The sequence below is a fragment of the Kitasatospora sp. NPDC054768 genome, from assembly GCF_053612025.1.
The window spans coordinates 30,190-46,173 of record NZ_JBSHBN010000023.1; the positions used below are offsets into that span (position 1 = coordinate 30,190).

Genomic DNA, 15,984 nt, shown 5'->3' on the forward strand with positions numbered 1-15,984 from the left:
GCTCGCCCGCCGGCTGTCGTGGTGTGGCTACCGGGTGGTGGGGTTTGGGCGCCCGCCCCCTCCCCCAACACCGCGCCACCGACTTCCCACGCCCCCGGCTCCCACTCCACGCCCCCGGCTTCCCACTCCGTGCCACGCGCGGCCCCGGGCTCAGCGGCCGCCGACCGCCTGCTTGACCAGCGTCCGCCCGAAGTCCCACATCAGTCCGCTCCCCCGGTGGGCCTCGTCCATGATGTCGGTGAAGGCTTCCATGAACCGGTCCACATCGCGCTCGGTGATGATCAGCGGCGGGATCAGCTTGATCACTTCCAGGTGGTCGCCGGACACCTGGGTCAGGATGCGGTGCCGCTGCAGCAGCGGCACCACCACCATCTGTGCGAACAGCCCCTTGCGCGCCGCCTGGAGCGCGGTCCAACCGGTGCGCAGCTTGAGCGACTTGGGCCGGCCGAACTCGATCCCGATCATCAGCCCGCGCCCGCGCACCTCGGCGAGCAGCTCGTAGGTGTCGACCAGTGCGGCCAGCCGTTCACGGAAGTGGTCGCCCACCTTGCGGGTGTTCTCCACCACCTGCTCGTCGCGCATCACCTCCAGGGTCGCCAGCCCGGCCGCCATGGCCTGGGCGTTGGACCCGAAGCTGGCCGAGTGCACCAGCACCCGGTCCATCGAGGAGTACACCTTCTCGAAGATCCAGCTCTTGCCGAGCGTCGCCCCGATGGGCACGTACCCGCCGGACAGGGCCTTGGCCGCGCAGACGAGGTCGGGCAGGACCCCGTCCTCGTGCTGGTAGGCGAAGAACTCGCCGGTGCGGCCGATGCCGGTCTGCACCTCGTCGCAGATCAGCAGCGCCTTGTGCTCGTGCAGCAGGGCCTGGGCGGCCCGCAGCCAGCCGGGCGGCGGAGCCTGGACGCCCTTGCCCTGGATCGGCTCGACGATCAGCCCCGCGACGTCGCCGCGCTTCAACTCCTTGGCCAGCGCGCCGAGATCGCCGAGCGGGATGGCGGTGTCCGGCAGCAGCGGGTCGAAGCCCTTGCGGAATCCGTTCTCCCCGTTGACCGAGAGCGAGCCGGTGGTCAGCCCGTGGAAGGCGTGGTCGGCGTAGAGGATCCGCCGGCGTCCGGTGACGTACCGGGCGAACTTGAGCGCGGTCTCCACCGCCTCGGTGCCGCTGTTGCCGAAGAACACCCGGTCCAGTCCGGGCGCGTACGACAGCAGCCGCTCGGCCAGCAGTCCGGGCAGCGGCGGGCAGTCGAAGCGGACCAGGTCCGGCAGGTCGAGGTCCATCACCTGCTGGACCGCCGAGCGCACCACCGGGTGGTGGCGGCCGAGCGCGAAGATCCCGAAGCCGGCCAGCATGTCGAGGTACTCGTTGCCCTCGGCGTCGTAGAAGTACTGGCCCTCGGCTCGCTCGTAGTACTTGTCGAAGCCGATGGTGTGCAGCATGCGCGGCAGCTGCGGATTGAGGTATCGGCTCTGCAACTCGTAGCGCTCGCCGCCGCGTTCGGCGATCAGGGCGGCGAGGTCGAAGGGGCGGTCTGGGTCAGCCGGCATGGCGCGGGTTCGCTCCTCGGGTCGGTAGCAGGTTCTTGGCGAAGACGGCGGTCTGGGCGGCGACCCCGGTGCCGGTCAGTCCGGCCTCCTCCAGGATCTCCCCGCGCGAGGCGTGGCCGAGGAACTCCTGGGGCAGGCCGAGCACCCGCACCGGCACGTCCACGTCGGCGTCGCGCAGCGCCTGGGCGAGGACCGAACCGACGCCGCCGGTACGGCCGTTGTCCTCGACGGTGACCACCAGCCGGTGGGCGGCGGCCAGTTCGGGCAGCGCCGGGTCGACGGGCTTGACCCAGCGCGGGTCGACCACGGTCGCGGTGAAGCCCTCGGCGAGCAGCAGCCGGGCCGCGTCCAGGCAGGCGGAGGCGGTGGTGCCGACCGCGACCAGCAGGATCTCCGGCACCCGCCCGGTGCGCAGCAGCACGTCCACCCCGCCGATCCGCTCCACGGCCGGCACCGCGGGTCCGACGTTCCCCTTCGGGAAGCGCACGACGGTCGGGGCGTCCTTGACCTCGACGGCCTCGCGCAGCTGGGCGCGCAGCTGTTCGGCGTCGCGGGGTGCGGCGAGCCGCAGGCCGGGGACCACCTGGAGGATCGACATGTCCCACATGCCGTTGTGCGAGGCGCCGTCCGGCCCGGTCACCCCGGAGCGGTCGAGCACGAAGGTGACGCCCAGCCGGTGCAGGGCGACGTCCATCAGGACCTGGTCGAAGGCCCGGTTGAGGAAGGTCGCGTAGACCGCGACCACCGGGTGCAGCCCGCCGGTGGCCAGCCCCGCCGCACTGGTGACGGCGTGCTGCTCGGCGATCCCGACGTCGAAGGTCCGCTCCGGGTAGGCCTTGGCGAACGGGGCCAGGCCCACCGGCTGGAGCATGGCCGCGGTGATCGCCACCAGGTCCGGCCGCTCGGCGCCGAGGGTGACCAGCTCGTCCCCGAACACCGAGGTCCAGGAGACGCCGCCGCTGGGCGAGATCGGCAGGCAGGTATAGGGGTCGATCGGGTTGACGGCGTGGAAGCGGTCGGCCTCGTCCTGCTCGGCCGGCCGGTAGCCGCGCCCCTTGACGGTCAGGCAGTGCACGATGACCGGCCCGCCGAAGTTGCGGGCCTGGCGCAGCGCCTGTTCGACCGCGCCCAGGTCGTGGCCATCGATCGGTCCGAGGTACTTGAGGCCGAGGTCCTCGAACATGCCCTGCGGGGCGAAGGCGTCCTTGAACCCCTTCTTGGCGCCGTGCAGCGCGTCGAAGATCGGCTGGCCGACCAGCGGGGTGCGCTGCAGGGCCTCCTTGCCGAGGGCGAGGAAGCGCTCGTAGCCCTGGGTGGTGCGCAGGGTGGCCAGGTGGTTGGCGAGGCCGCCGATGGTCCTGGCGTAGGAGCGCTCGTTGTCGTTGACGACGATGACCAGCGGCCGGTCGCGCGCCTCGGCGATGTTGTTGAGCGCCTCCCAGGCGAGCCCGCCGGTGAGCGCGCCGTCGCCGATCACCGCGACGGTGTGCCGGTCGTGCTGGCCGAGCAGTCGGGCGGCCTTGGCCAGGCCGTCGGCGTAGGAGAGCGCGGTGGAGGCGTGCGAGTTCTCGACCAGGTCGTGCTCGGACTCGCCGCGCGAGGGGTATCCGGAGAGTCCGCCGCGCATCCGCAGCCGGCTGAAGTCCTGGCGGCCGGTGAGCAGCTTGTGGACGTAGCTCTGGTGGCCGGTGTCGAAGACGATCCGGTCGTACGGCGAGTCGAAGACCCGGTGCAGCGCGATGGTCAGCTCCACCACGCCGAGGTTGGGCCCCAGGTGGCCGCCGGTGCGGGTGACGGCGTCGATCAGGAAGTCGCGGATCTCGTCGGCGAGCAGCGGGAGTTCGGCCGCCGGGAGCTTGCGCAGCTCGGCCGGCGACGTGACGCGGGAGAGCAGTGACATGGGTACACCTCACGACTCGGAGCGGTGCGGTGGCGCCTCCGGCCGGCCCGGGCGGCGCGGGGCCCGGCCCGGTTCGGGAACGGGCCCGGCCCGGTTGGGCGGAGCCGGCCCGGGCGCGTGCCCGGGCCGGGGTGCCGACCCGGGGGCCGGCTCCCGTCTCAGCGGCCCTTGTTGCCGCTGACGGTCTCGGTGATGGCGCGCAGCGACTGCTGGAGCGAGCCCATCGTCGCGAGGACGGCGGTCGGCTCGTAGCCGCAGTGGGCCATGCAGTTCTCGCAGCGCGGGTCCTTGCCGCGGCCGTACTTGCTCCAGTCGGTCTTCTCGACCAGTTCGCGGTAGGTCGGCACGTAGCCGTCGGCCATCAGGTAGCAGGGCCGCTGCCAGCCGAACAGCGAGTAGTTGGGGATGCCCCAGGGGGTGCACTCGAAGTCGGCCTTGCCCTCCAGGAAGTCCAGGAAGAGCGGGCTGTGGTTGAGGCGCCAGCGCTTGCGGTTGCCGTCGGCGAAGGCCTTGCGGAAGAGCTCCCTGGTCTGCTCGACGCCGAGGAAGTGCTCCTGGTCGGGGGCCTTCTCGTAGGCGTAGGCGGGCGAGATCATCATCTCGTCCACCTTGAGCTCGTCGTTGAGGTAGTCCAGCACCTCGATGACGGTCTGCGGGGTGTCGGTGTTGAAGAAGGTGCTGTTGGTGGTGACCCGGAAGCCGCGGCGCTTGGCCTCCTTGATCGCGGCCACCGCCTCGTCGAAGGTGCCCTCCTTGGCCACGGACTCGTCGTGCCGCTCGCGCATGCCGTCGATGTGCACCGCGAAGGTGAAGTACGGCGAGGGCGTGAACTTGTCCATCTTCTTGCGCATCAGCAGCGCGTTGGTGCAGAGGAAGACGTACTTGCGGCGCTCGACCAGCTGCCGGACGATCTCGTCGATCTGCGGGTGCATCAGCGGCTCGCCGCCGGCGATCGAGACCATCGGGGCACCCGACTCCAGGACCGCGCCGACCGCCTGGGCCACGGGCATCCGCTGCTTCAGGACGCCCGCCGGGTGCTGGATCTTGCCGCAGCCCTCGCAGGCGAGGTTGCAGGCGAAGAGCGGCTCCAGCTCCACGATCAGCGGGAACTTGTCCCGGCGCTTGAACAGCTTCTGCTGCATGAGGTAGGTGCCGACCCGCACGGTCTGGCGCAACGGCATGGCCATGGCTAGCTCGCCTCCTGGGGGAGCGTCGAGGATGTGGGGTGGTTCAGGTCTGCGGAGCCGGGCGCGCGCTCCTGCCGGTACCAGTCGACCAGGGCGGGGACCGTCGCCCGCAGGGTCCGCCAGGCACGCACCCCGGCCGGGAGGGTGCCGAACCGCAGCAGCTCGTGCTCGGGTGTGTCCACCACCACCCGCAGGACGGCCGCCGGCAGCGCGGGCCGCACCTCGCACAGCGCGGCCAGGACGGCGGCGGCCTCCATGTCGACGGCGAGCGCGCCCTGGAGGTGCAGGGCGCGCCGTTCGATGCCGCGCACCACGTGGTCGGCGGTGTGGTGGACGCCGGTGTGCACGGTCAGGCCGCGCTCCTTCAGCGCCCGGGTGAGCCCCGGGCCGGAGTCGACCGGGTACAGGTGGCCCTCGGCGTCGCGCACGCCGTCGGCGGCCACCACGTCGCCGGGCAGGACGCCGGGGCCGACCGCGGCCCCGAAGCCGGCCACCACCACGGCGCCGTAGCCGGTGGGGGCGGAGCCGAGCAGCCGTCGGACGGCCGTCCCGGCGCGCCGCCGGCCGACCCCGGTGCGCACCAGTACCGGGGAGCCGCCGACCGCGCCGCGCCAGTCACCGCCGCGCAGGGCCCAGACCTCGGGGCCCAGGGCGCAGAGCACCAGCAGGGGCGCGGTGGTCACCGGGCCGCCCCGATCGCCGGGGCGCCGTCGGGCCGGCCCGTGCCCGGGGCGCCGTTGAGGTAGCGGCCGAGCGCGGTGACCGGGAAGACCAGCCGGTACAGGTGGTAGTTGATGGAGAAGTCCCACGGGAAGCCGGTGCCGGTGAACTGCGGCTCGTCCCAGGTGCCCTCGGGCAGCTGGGTGCGCACCAGCCAGTCCACGCCGCGCTCCACCGCCGGGTTGGCCCGGCCCTGCGGCCCCTCGCCGGCCGAGAGCAGCGCCATCAGCGCCCACGCGGTCTGCGAGGCGGTGGAGTCGCCGCGCCCGGCCCAGCGCGCCGGGTCGTCGTAGGAGCGCATGTCCTCGCCCCAGCCGCCGTCGGCGTTCTGCCGGTCCTCCAGCCACCGCACCGCCCGGCGGATCGCCGGGTGCTCGTCCGGGACGCCGGCCGCCACCAGGGCGGGCAGCACCGAGCCCGTGCCGTAGATGTAGTTGGTGCCCCAGCGGCCGAACCAGGAGCCGTCCGCCTCCTGGTTGCGCAGCAGCCATTCGACGCCGCGCCTGGTCCGGGGGTCGCGGGAGCGGCCGGTCTCGGCGAGCATCTCCACCACGTGCGCGGTGACGTCGGCGGACGGCGGGTCGACCACCTCGCCGAAGTCGCAGAACGGCAGCTTGTTGGGCAGCGTGCCGGTGTTGTCCACGTCGAAGGCGCCCCAGGCGCCGTTCTTGGACTGCATGCCGAGGTTCCACAGCACGCCCCGGTCCACCGCCGCGTCGACCTTGCCCGGATCGGGGTGGGCGACCCGGCGCAGCGCGAGCACCACCTCGGCGGTGTCGTCGATGTCGGGGTAGGTGTCGTTCTCGAACTCGAAGGCCCAGCCGCCGGGGGCGAGCCCGGGCCGCTTCACGGCCCAGTCGCCGGGCTTGCGGATCTCCTCGCCGAGCATCCAGTCGACGGCGGAGACCAGCGCCGGGTGGTCGGCCGGCACCCCGGCGTCGACCAGGGCGATGGTGGCCAGGCAGGTGTCCCAGACCGGGGACTGGCAGGCCTCCAGCCAGCGCTTGCCGTCCTCGGTGTGCACGGTGAAGCGGTCGAAGGAGGAGAGCCCGGCCTTCACCACCGGGTGCTCCAGCTCGTAGCCCTCCAGGTGCAGGGCGATCAGCGAGTAGACGGCGGGGGGCTGGATGCCGCCCCAGCAGCCGTCGGCCTCCTGCCGTTCGACGATCCAGCGGCAGGCCTGCGAGACGGCCAGTCGGCGCAGCGGGCGGAAGGCCCGGCGGTGGTAGGCGTGCAGCGCCTTGTCGAGGCGTTCGAAGAGGCCGTCCCAGGTGGTGGCGGGGGCGAGCGGCCGGTGGGGGTACGGGTCGTTCGGGTCGGTGTGCAGCTCGGTGAGCGCGAAGGGGGCGGGACGGACCGGGCGGTGGGACGAGACGACGGTCAGCGGGACGATGGTCTGGCGGGCCCAGCAACCGAAGGCGTAGATGTTCAGCGGCAGCCACTTGGGCAGGAAGATGATCTCGGGCGGCATCTCGGGCAGCCGGTCCCAGGGCCACCAGCCGAACAGGGCGAGCCAGATCCGGGTGAACACCCGGGCGGCCGCGATGCCCCCGGCGGAGCGGACGTAGCGCGCGGCGGCCAGCATGTGCGGGGCGTCCGGGTCGTCGCCGGCCAGCTTGAGCGCGACGTACGCCTCGACGGTGGTGGACAGCTCGGGCGGTCCGCCGTGGAAGGTGGACCAGGTGCCGTCCTCGCGCTGCTGGGAGCGGATCCACTCGGCGGTGGCGTGGGTCAGCTCCTCGGTGCGGATTCCGAGGAACTGGCGGAGCAGTAAGTCCTCGGCATCCATGGTGACGTTGGTCTCCAGGTCGCCCTTCCACCAGCCCTCGGACGACTGCAGGGAGAGCAGGTGGGTGGTGGCGCGGGTCAGGGCCTCCCGCGCGTCGGCCGGCCGCAGGTCCGCCCCACCGGCCGGCCGGAGCTGGTCGGTGTCCTCGGGCTGCCACCGCCCCGTGCCCAGCAGGGCCGGGGGGCGGTCGCCCACCGCGACCGGCTCGGGATCGTACTCAGGGTCGAGCCGGCCGTCCGCGGTTGCTGTCAACGTAACGTCACCTCTCTCGTACCACCACGAATTCGGCGAGTGCGACGAAGTGCTCGCGCACCTCGTCGGTCATGGGCACCTCGTCCAGGGCGGCGAGGGCAGTCGTGTGCTGGCGGCGGGCTTCCTCCTGGGTCCAGGCGCGGCCGCCGGCCTCCTCGATCAGCGCGGCCCGGTCGGCGAGCTCGGGCTCGCTCTCCTCCCCGCGTCCCTTCGGGTCGGCCAGTTGCTCGGCGAGCCGGCGCGAGGCCGCTCCGCCCTCGGCCAGTGCGGCGGCCACCGGCAGGGACTTCTTGCGCTGGCGCAGGTCTCCCCAGTGCGGCTTGCCGGTGACCTCGGTGGCACCCCAGATGCCGAGCAGGTCGTCGACCGCCTGGAAGGCCAGGCCGAGGTGGTGGCCGTAGCGCTGGAGCGCGCCGGAGACCTTGTCGTCGGCGCCGGCCAGGACGGCGCCGATCGCCGAGGCGGCGGCCAGCAGGGCCGCCGTCTTGCCGCCCTCCATCTCCAGGCACTCCGCGACCGTGACGCTGTCGCGCTGTTCGAAGGCGACGTCCATGGCCTGGCCGTCGATCAGCCGGCGGGTCGCCGTGGTGAGCAGTCGGACGGCACGCGCGGCGTCGGTGGCGCTGGCGCCGCCGGTCACCGCGGCGTCGAGCAGCACCTCGGTGCCGAGCGTCGCCAGGGCGTCGCCGACCAGGATCGCCTGGGCCGGCCCGAAGACCGTCCAGGCGGTGGCCCGGTGCCGTCGGGTCTCGTCACCGTCCATCAGATCATCATGGAGGAGGGAGAAGTTGTGCACCAGTTCAACCGCGACCCCGCCGGGCACCCCCACCTCGGCCGCCGCGCCGGTGGCCCGGGCGGACAGCAGCGCCAGCGCCGGGCGCACGGCCTTGCCGCCGTCCCCCGTCACCGGCGTGCCGTCCCGGTCGATCCAGCCGAAGTGGTAGGCGGCGACGGTGTCCATGGGTGCGGCCAAACGGGCGACGGCGGCCCGTAGCGGCGGGGTGCAGAGCGTACGGCTGCGGGCGAGCAGCTCCGGCACCGAGACCGGTTCGGCGTGCGCCGTGCCTCCGACGGCGAAGCCGGTGCGTGACTCCACGTGCGTTCCCTCTCCCTCGTGGTGCCGGACCGCACGGGGCGGCCGGGTGCCGGCAGTGCGGCAGGTGTCGAATCGAGTGCCGGTGCCGATGGTGCCGGTGTCGGTGGTGCCGATATCAGTGGTGCCGGTGTCGGTGGTGCCGGTGCGGCCGGACGGGCCGCGGCCGGTGGTTGCGCCGATGCGCTCGACGGTACGCCCGTCGGCTCTGGCGGGCTCTCCGGCGGCGGGGCCCGCCGTCACCTGGGCCACCTCCCGTCGCCGCGGTCCACCGGCACCCGGGTGCCGGCCGCGGCGAGCGCGGCGTCCGCCGCGGCGTGGCCGCTGCGCACGGCCCCTTCCATGGTCGCGGGCCAGCCGGTGGCCGTCCACGATCCGGCCAGCAGCAGGCCGGCGACGTCGGTACGGGCCGACGGGCGCAGCGCCCCGTTGCCCGGGGCCGGGTCGAAGGTGGCGGTGCGCTCCCGGGTGACGAAGAAGTCCAGCACCTCCGCCTGGGCCGCGGCCGGCAGCAGCCGGCCCAGCTCCGGCAGGTAGCGGCGGCGCAACTCGGCGACCGGGAGGTCGATCTCGTCCTGCGCGGCGGACTGCGACAGCGCCAGGTACTGGGCGCCCGGGTGGGCCCGGCCCAGCGGGGCGGCGGCCAGGCCGGAGTGCGCCGTGCGGTCGAAGACCCACTGGACCGGGGAGCCGAGCGCGGCGAAGAACGGCCGGCGCAGCACCTTGCGGTCGTAGATCACGTGCACGTTGAGGATCGGCGCGGTGCCGAAGCCGGCCAGCCGGTCCTGCCCGGGGATCGCGTTCGGCGGCAGCAGCGCGGCCGTGCTGTCCTGGGCGCCGGCCAGCACGACGGTGTCGGCGGTGAGCAGTTCCCCGCTCTCCAGCCGGACGTCGTGCTGCGGCGCGGCCGGCTTCAGTTCGGCCACCCGCGACCGCAGCAGCACCCGGACGCCGGCCCGCTCCAGCTCGGCGAGCGCCCGGTCGTGGTGGATCGTGCCGAGCGGGACGGCGGAGACGCCGATGTCCGAGGCGCCCGGGTCGGAGAGCAGACCGGTCTTGAACACCATCCCGGCGAGCGCCATCGACACCTGGTCGGCCCGGCCGTTCAGGGTGGCGACGCCGACCAGGTCCCACAGGGCGGCCTGGGTGGCGGCGTTCTGCCCGTTGCGGCGCAGCCACTCGCCGAAGGAGATCGCGTCCAGCTCCGGGTCGGCGAGGTCCAGCCGCCGCAGGGCGAGCGCGCCGCGGACCACCCGGGCGCGGTCGGCCGGGGACAGGTGCGGGTAGCGGGCCAGGCTGGCGGCCAGGTGCAGCGGGACGGGCAGGCCGGCCCGGCGCAGCCGCCCGAGGGTGCGCACCGGGGCGGCCTGCGGCCCGGTGACGGAGAGCACCGGGATGTCGAGGCGCTCCTGGAGGTGGACCAGCCGGGTGGCGCCGAGCCGCTCCAGCAGGCCGCGGTAGGCGGTGCAGCAGCGCAGGTAGACGTGCTGGCCGTTGTCGACGGTCAGCTCACCGCGCTGGAACGAGAAGGCCAGGCCGCCGAGCCGCGGCCGCCCCTCGGCGACGGTGACCCGGTGGCCGGCCTCGGCGAGGCGCAGTGCGGTGGTGATCCCGGCCAGACCGCCGCCGACCACGACGGCGGCCGGGCGCGCGGCATCGGCTCGCCCGGTCATCGGCCCTCCCCCTCGCAGTCGGTGGACCGCCCGCAGGCGGTCGCTGAAGCCGGTACTCGTCCGGTCGGCACGGAACTACCCGCACGTGATTCCACGCTGACACAGCGTGACAGAACTGGTGTGAGAATCAAGAACGCCCCCCGGCGAGCCCGGAAAGCGCCACATACGCCTTCTCCCAGCCCGGCAGGGAGACCCGGCCGCGCAGCACCGACTCCGGGTCGGTGGCGATCCGGCCGAGCAGTCGGTGGTAGATCCCGGCCATGGCGGCGGTGCAGGCGCGGCTGCGGCGGTCGAGCATCGGCAGCAGCCGCAGGCCCTCCTCGAAGGCCGCCTGGGCGCGGGCGGCCTCGAAGGCCACCAGGCCGGTGAAGTCCGCGCCGACCGGCGGCTCCGGCAGGGCGAAGCCCTGCTCGCAGCCGAACCGGACCAGGTCCTCGGCGGGCAGGTAGGTGCGGCCGTTCAGGGCGTCCTCGCGCAGGTCGCGCAGGATGTTGGTGAGCTGCAGCGCCAGGCCCAGGGTGTCCGCGTAGCGCGCCCCGAGCTCCGGGTCGTCGCAGCCGTAGACGCCCAGCGAGAGCCGCCCGATCGCGCCCGCCACGCAGCGGCAGTAGACCTTCAGCTCCTCGTAGGTCTGGTACTCGGCGCCCTTGAGGTCCATCTCGACGCCGTCGATCAGCTCGTCGAAGCCGCCGAGCGGGATCGGGAAGCGCCGGGCCGCGTCGGCCAGGGCGACCTTGATCGGGTCGGTGTCGTCCTCGGCGACGACCCCGGAGCGGACCTCGTCCACCAGTTCCCGGGTGCGCAGCAGTGCCTCGGCCTTGCGGTCGTCCGGGAGGTCTCCGTCCCCGATGTCGTCCACCCGGCGGGCCAGGGCGTACAGGGCCGACATGGCCAGCCGCTTGGGTTCGGGCAGCAACCGGATGCCGTAGCTGAAGTTGCGCGCCTGCAGTCCGGTGACTGCCTCGCAGTACCGGTACGCCGCCATGACCTGGGCCGACGCCAGTGGTGATACCGCCACTCGGGCGTTCACCTTCCCTTCGCGAAGATGGCCGCCGCCTTCGCTGCGAGGCGGCGCTTGTCAGGCTTCGCCTGCTGGGCGAGCACGTCGTACCCGGCGTCCTCGACGGCCGCCAGGGCCGCGTAGCCGCCTGCGGTGAATCCCGCCAGGAGCAGTCGAAGCCTCCCCCGAACCGTACCTACCAATGGTGCGCCGCGGTCGAGCAGGGTGCGGGCCCGCTCGACCTCGAAGGCGATCAGCTCGCGCACCGCGCCGTCGGCGGAGGGGGCGGCCAGGTCCGCCTCGGTGACACCGAAGCGGGCCAGGTCCTCGGCGGGCAGGTAGATCCGGCCGTGGGCGAGGTCCTCGGCCACGTCCTGGATGTGCTCGACCACCTGGAGGCCGCTGCACACGGCGTCCGAGAGCTCGATCCGCTCGGGGGTGGAGACGCCGGCGATGGCCAGCACGAGGCGGCCGACCGGGTCGGCGGAGAGGGTGCAGTAGCCGAGCAGGTCGTCGAAGGTCGCGTAGCGGGCGGTGGTCTGGTCCACCCGGTTGGCCTCGATCAGACGGCGGAACGGCTCGGGGGTCAGGCCGTGCCGGTCGACCAGCGGGACGAGCGCGTCCAGCAGCGGGTGGCGGGGCCGGTCGGCGCCGGCCCCGGAGCCGCCGGCGGTGCGCAGCGCGGTCTCGAAGACCCGGTCGAGGTCCTGCTCCAGTCCGTCGAGCAGGGCGAGCCGGAAGGCGGTCTCCTGCGGGGTCGGCGGGCCGGGCTGGGCCGAAGGGGTGGCGGGGGGCGTCCGCTCGACCCCGAGCAGGCGGGCGGTGGCGGCCGGGTCGGCCAGGTCGCCGTCGCCGGCGTCGTCGACCAGGCGGGCGAAGCCGTACACCGCCATCAGGTCGTCGCGCCAGGCCGCGGGCAGGAAGAAGGGGGCGACGGGGAAGTTCTCCGCGCCCGCCTTGTCCAGGGTCTGTCCTGCGGAACCGTTCACCGGCGTATCTCTGGGCTGGGCCGAAGCCGACACTGCTGTCACTCCCCCGTTCTACACCGCGTGGCACGACCGGCCCGACTCGGACACGCGTCCGAGCGCGGGGGCCACGCACGGCACACCGCCCCCGAGACCACCAGGCTGGCACGCCGGGGCGCGGCGGAAAAGAGCGCCCCGCCCCGGGCACCGCGCGCTCACCCCCGCGGCGGCGGGCCGGCCGGGACCGCGGGGCGTACGGACCGGGCCGCGGGCACGGTGAAGGGCCGGCTCCGGAAGTTCCGGAACCGGCCCCTGGGGTGTGACGGAGACTACGGTCGGTCGCCGCGCTCGTAGCGGCTGACGACCTCCTCGGTGGGTCCGTCCATGACCAGCTCGCCGGCCTCGATCCATATGGTCCGCTCGCAGACCTCGCGGATCGAGTTGTTGTCGTGGCTGACCAGGAAGACCGTACCGGCGGACTTGCGCAGCTCGTCGATCCGGCGCTTGCTGCGCTGCTGGAAGGCCTGGTCGCCGGTGGCGAGGGCCTCGTCGATCAGCAGCACGTCGTGGGTCTTCGCGGCCGCGATCGAGAAGCGCAGCCGGGCGCCCATGCCGGAGGAGTAGGTGCGCATCGGCAGGGAGATGAAGTCGCCCTTGTCGTTGATGCCGGAGAAGTCGACGATGTCCTGGTAGCGCGCCTTCACCTGGGCCGGGGTCATGCCCATCGCCAGGCAGCCGAGGATGACGTTGCGCTCACCGGTGAGCTCGTTCATCAGCGCGGCGTTGACGCCCAGCAGCGAGGGCTGGCCGTTGGTGTAGATGCCGCCCTTCTCGGTCGGCAGCAGGCCCGCGATGGCGGCCAGCATGGTCGACTTGCCGGAGCCGTTGGAGCCGATCAGACCGATCGCCTCACCCTTGTACGCGGTGAAGCTGACGCCCTTGACCGCGTGCACCTCGCGCACGCCGGCGGCACGCTTGCGGCTGATGATGCGGCTCAGCGCCGAGGTGGCGCTGCCCTTGCCGGAGCCGGCGCCGTGCACCTTGTAGACGATGTGCACGTCGTCGACGACGACGGTGGGCTCGCGGGCCACGTCCGTGTCCAGGACGGTGTCGCTCTTGCTCAGGTCGATGTCAGCCACGGCCGTACTCCTCCTCGGCCTTCCAGAAGAAGACGTATCCGACGACGAACATGCCCACGCCCCAGGCGAGGCCGTACGCCCACTGGTGCGGCGGGAGGGCCTGGTGCACCGGCTGGTGCGGGTTGTAGATGACCGGCGCGAAGGCGTGCCGCAGCAGGTCCATGTAGATCGACGCCGGGTTGAGCGACATCAGCGTCTGGATGTAGTGCGGCCAGTGGGTGATCTTGTCCTGGATGCTGAACATCACACCGGACAGGAACATCCAGGCGCGCATCACGAACGGGATCAGCTGGGAGATGTCGCTGGTCCGGGAGCCGATCCGGGCCATCACCAGCGAGATGCCGGTGTTGAAGAGCGTCTGCAGGAGCAGCGCCGGGATGATCAGCAGCCAGGTCCGGCCCGGGGTGATGCCGGCGGCGAGCACGGTGACGACCAGGACGACCATGGAGATCAGCAGCTGCTGGAGCTGGATCACGGTGAAGGCGATCGGGAGGCTGGCCCGGGGGAAGTGCAGCGCCCGGATCAGCCCGAGGTTGTCGGAGATCGCCCGGGTGCCGGCCTGCACCGCGTTCTGGGTGAACTGGAAGACGAAGACGCCGATGCAGAGCCAGGCGATGTAGGTGTTGTCCGGGAAGCCCTGCTTGCTCGCCAGGATCACGCCGAAGACCAGGTAGAACACCGCGCAGTTGAGCAGCGGGGTCACCACCTGCCACAGCTGGCCGAGCTTGGCGTTGGTGTACTGGGCCACCAGGCGGGCGGTGGCGAAGGCCCAGATGAAGTGGCGCCGGGCCCAGAGCTGCTTGGAGTAGGCGAACAGGCCGGGACGGGCACCGCTGACCGCCAGACCGTACTTGTCCGCAAGCTGCTTGGGGGTCAGGCCCGCGTCCACCCCTCTGGGGGCCGAGAGGCTGACGGGTTCACTCACTGTCGACACATTCGTCCTTCACGCGGGATCGGTCGGGGCGGCCGGTCGGCGAGGTCCGCCGGTGCACCGATGGGGATCCACTGGGATCTCGGGGGAGCCGGCCGGCGTGTGGGCACCGGCCGCAGCGATCGGGCATTCGATGCGGGTGCCATCGGATGCGATCAGATGATCGGTGGTCGGCCCAGCCTGGTCAGTCGCCAGACGGTACGCCACCGCATGGGCCGCCGCGGACCGCAGGGTTCGCGCCAGCCCGCCCGGAACCCGCCCCACCAGGCCTTCAGCGCCTCCGGGGAGGGGCGGCGGGCCAGGGTCAGCAGGAACCAGGTTCCCGGATAGAGAGGCACCAACAGGGCCGGAAGGTTCCGCCTCGCGAGCCAGACCCGGTTGCGGGCCACGTTGTGGAAGTAGGTCGCGTGGCGGGCCGGCGAGGTCGTGGGGTGGTGCAGCACCACGTCCGCCCGGTAGTCGATGGCCCAGCCGGCGTCCAGCGCGCGCCACGCGAGGTCGGTCTCCTCATGGGCGTAGAAGAACTCGGCGGGCAGCTGCCCGGCCTGCTCGAACACCTTGCAGCGCACCGCGCTCGCGCCGCCGAGGAAGGTCGTCACCCGGGACGAGCGCAGCGGGTCGCTGGCGCGCAGGCGGGGGACGTGGCGGCGCTGGGTGACCCCGGTGTCCGGATCCGCGATCCGGAAGGCGACGATGCCCAGCTCCGGGTCGGCGGTGAAGGCCTCGCGCAGCAGGCGGGCCGAGTCGGTGCGCGGCAGGTTCCCGTCGTCGTCCAGGAAGAGGACCGCGTCGACCTCCGCCCCGTCCCGGCCGAACAGCTCGATGCCGACGTTGCGCCCGCCCGGGATGCCCAGGTTCTCCGGCAGCTCGACGCTGCGCACGTCCTCCGGCAGCGGGGGCAGCTTCACGCCCTGGCCGACCACGGCCAGTTCGACCGCCGGGCCCTCCTGGGCGCGGACGGCCTCGATCAGGGCGTTGAGCTCGGCCGGCCGGTTGCCCATGGTGATGATCACGGCGCCGAGGCGGAAGTTCTCCGCGGTGGTCCCGTTCATCGCAGCCTGCTGGAGAGGACGATGCTCAGCAGGTGCAGCACGGTCTGGAGCATCGCGATCGCCGCCAGGACGACCACCGCGAGCCGGGTGAAGAGGAGTCCGCCGTGCACGGCATCCGCGACGCCGGCGGCCAGGACGAACAGCGAGGCCTCGACCGCGCCGACCAGGCGGTGGAACTTCAGGAAGGAGGCCGCCCGGCGGGCCCTGGCGACGGAGGACGACCGCGGCACCGAGGCGCTGTCCTCGACGGCCGTCATGCCGCTGCGCGCCCGGGCCACGTCCACCAGGTCGGTCTCGGACTTGATCAGGATCGCGCCGAGCGCGGCCAGGGTGCCGAGGAAGGCCCACTCCCAGTGCGACCCGGCGCCCTCGCGGTGCAGCAGGTCGGTGGCACGCAGGCCGAGGCCGGTCAGCAGGGCCGCCTCGGACATGTAGTGGCCGACCCGGTCCAGGTAGACCCCGGTGAGCGAGGTCTGCCGGCGCCAGCGGGCCACCTCGCCGTCCACGCAGTCCAGCAGCAGGTAGACCTGGATCAGCAGGGCGCCCAGGACGGCGCCCGCGATGCCCGGCACGACCAGCGCGGCACCGGCCAGGATGCCGGTGAACATCATCAGGTACGTCAGGCCGTTGGGCGTGATCGCCGTCATGGTGGAGAGCACGCGGGTGATCCGCAGCGAGATCTTCCGCATGTACAGGCGGCCGGCCCAGTGCTCGGCGCTGCGGCGCTGGAGCATG

The 15,984-nt window shown here is 73.0% G+C and carries 13 protein-coding genes; all 13 read right to left on the bottom strand.

Annotation, left to right across the window (positions count from 1 at the left end):
* Positions 1-150: 150 nt before the first annotated feature.
* Positions 151-1,548, bottom strand: a complete 1,398-nt coding sequence (locus ACWGKU_RS09905; RefSeq protein ID WP_452177890.1) for an aspartate aminotransferase family protein — start codon at positions 1,546-1,548, stop codon at positions 151-153.
* Positions 1,538-3,448 (bottom strand): 1-deoxy-D-xylulose-5-phosphate synthase, encoded by a 1,911-nt coding sequence (dxs, locus tag ACWGKU_RS09910; protein ID WP_452177891.1) that lies wholly within the window; start codon positions 3,446-3,448, stop codon positions 1,538-1,540. The genes ACWGKU_RS09905 and dxs overlap by 11 nt, the downstream gene beginning before the upstream one ends.
* Before the next feature lie 158 nt (positions 3,449-3,606).
* On the bottom strand, positions 3,607-4,635 hold the full coding sequence (gene hpnH, locus ACWGKU_RS09915) for an adenosyl-hopene transferase HpnH (RefSeq protein ID WP_401054291.1): 1,029 nt from the start codon (positions 4,633-4,635) through the stop codon (positions 3,607-3,609).
* Between the two features lie 2 nt (positions 4,636-4,637).
* On the bottom strand, positions 4,638-5,318 hold the full coding sequence (locus tag ACWGKU_RS09920; protein WP_387685253.1) for a phosphorylase family protein: 681 nt from the start codon (positions 5,316-5,318) through the stop codon (positions 4,638-4,640).
* Positions 5,315-7,252 carry a squalene--hopene cyclase gene (gene shc, locus ACWGKU_RS09925; protein ID WP_452177910.1) on the bottom strand — a complete coding sequence of 646 codons (1,938 nt, stop codon included), beginning with the start codon at positions 7,250-7,252 and terminating at the stop codon, positions 5,315-5,317. The genes ACWGKU_RS09920 and shc overlap by 4 nt, the downstream gene beginning before the upstream one ends.
* Positions 7,253-7,403: 151 nt before the next feature.
* Positions 7,404-8,492 (bottom strand): polyprenyl synthetase family protein, encoded by a 1,089-nt coding sequence (locus ACWGKU_RS09930; RefSeq protein WP_380348844.1) that lies wholly within the window; start codon positions 8,490-8,492, stop codon positions 7,404-7,406.
* 236 nt (positions 8,493-8,728) lie between these two features.
* Positions 8,729-10,162 carry a hydroxysqualene dehydroxylase HpnE gene (gene hpnE, locus ACWGKU_RS09935; protein WP_452177892.1) on the bottom strand — a complete coding sequence of 478 codons (1,434 nt, stop codon included), beginning with the start codon at positions 10,160-10,162 and terminating at the stop codon, positions 8,729-8,731.
* Between the two features lie 127 nt (positions 10,163-10,289).
* Positions 10,290-11,147, bottom strand: a complete 858-nt coding sequence (gene hpnD / locus ACWGKU_RS09940) for a presqualene diphosphate synthase HpnD (RefSeq protein WP_380539628.1) — start codon at positions 11,145-11,147, stop codon at positions 10,290-10,292.
* Between the two features lie 41 nt (positions 11,148-11,188).
* Positions 11,189-12,151: a squalene synthase HpnC gene (hpnC, locus tag ACWGKU_RS09945; RefSeq protein ID WP_452177893.1), complete on the bottom strand. Its 963-nt coding sequence runs from the start codon at positions 12,149-12,151 to the stop codon at positions 11,189-11,191.
* A gap of 305 nt (positions 12,152-12,456) precedes the next feature.
* Positions 12,457-13,266: an ABC transporter ATP-binding protein gene (locus ACWGKU_RS09950; RefSeq protein WP_359901613.1), complete on the bottom strand. Its 810-nt coding sequence runs from the start codon at positions 13,264-13,266 to the stop codon at positions 12,457-12,459.
* Positions 13,259-14,200, bottom strand: a complete 942-nt coding sequence (locus ACWGKU_RS09955; RefSeq protein ID WP_380348796.1) for an ABC transporter permease — start codon at positions 14,198-14,200, stop codon at positions 13,259-13,261. The genes ACWGKU_RS09950 and ACWGKU_RS09955 overlap by 8 nt, the downstream gene beginning before the upstream one ends.
* Positions 14,201-14,352: 152 nt before the next feature.
* Entirely contained in the window at positions 14,353-15,249 is an 897-nt protein-coding gene (locus tag ACWGKU_RS09960; RefSeq protein ID WP_452177894.1) for a glycosyltransferase family 2 protein, read from the bottom strand.
* Entirely contained in the window at positions 15,246-15,983 is a 738-nt protein-coding gene (locus tag ACWGKU_RS09965; RefSeq protein WP_359901747.1) for a CDP-alcohol phosphatidyltransferase family protein, read from the bottom strand. The genes ACWGKU_RS09960 and ACWGKU_RS09965 overlap by 4 nt, the downstream gene beginning before the upstream one ends.
* Position 15,984: the final 1 nt, after the last annotated feature.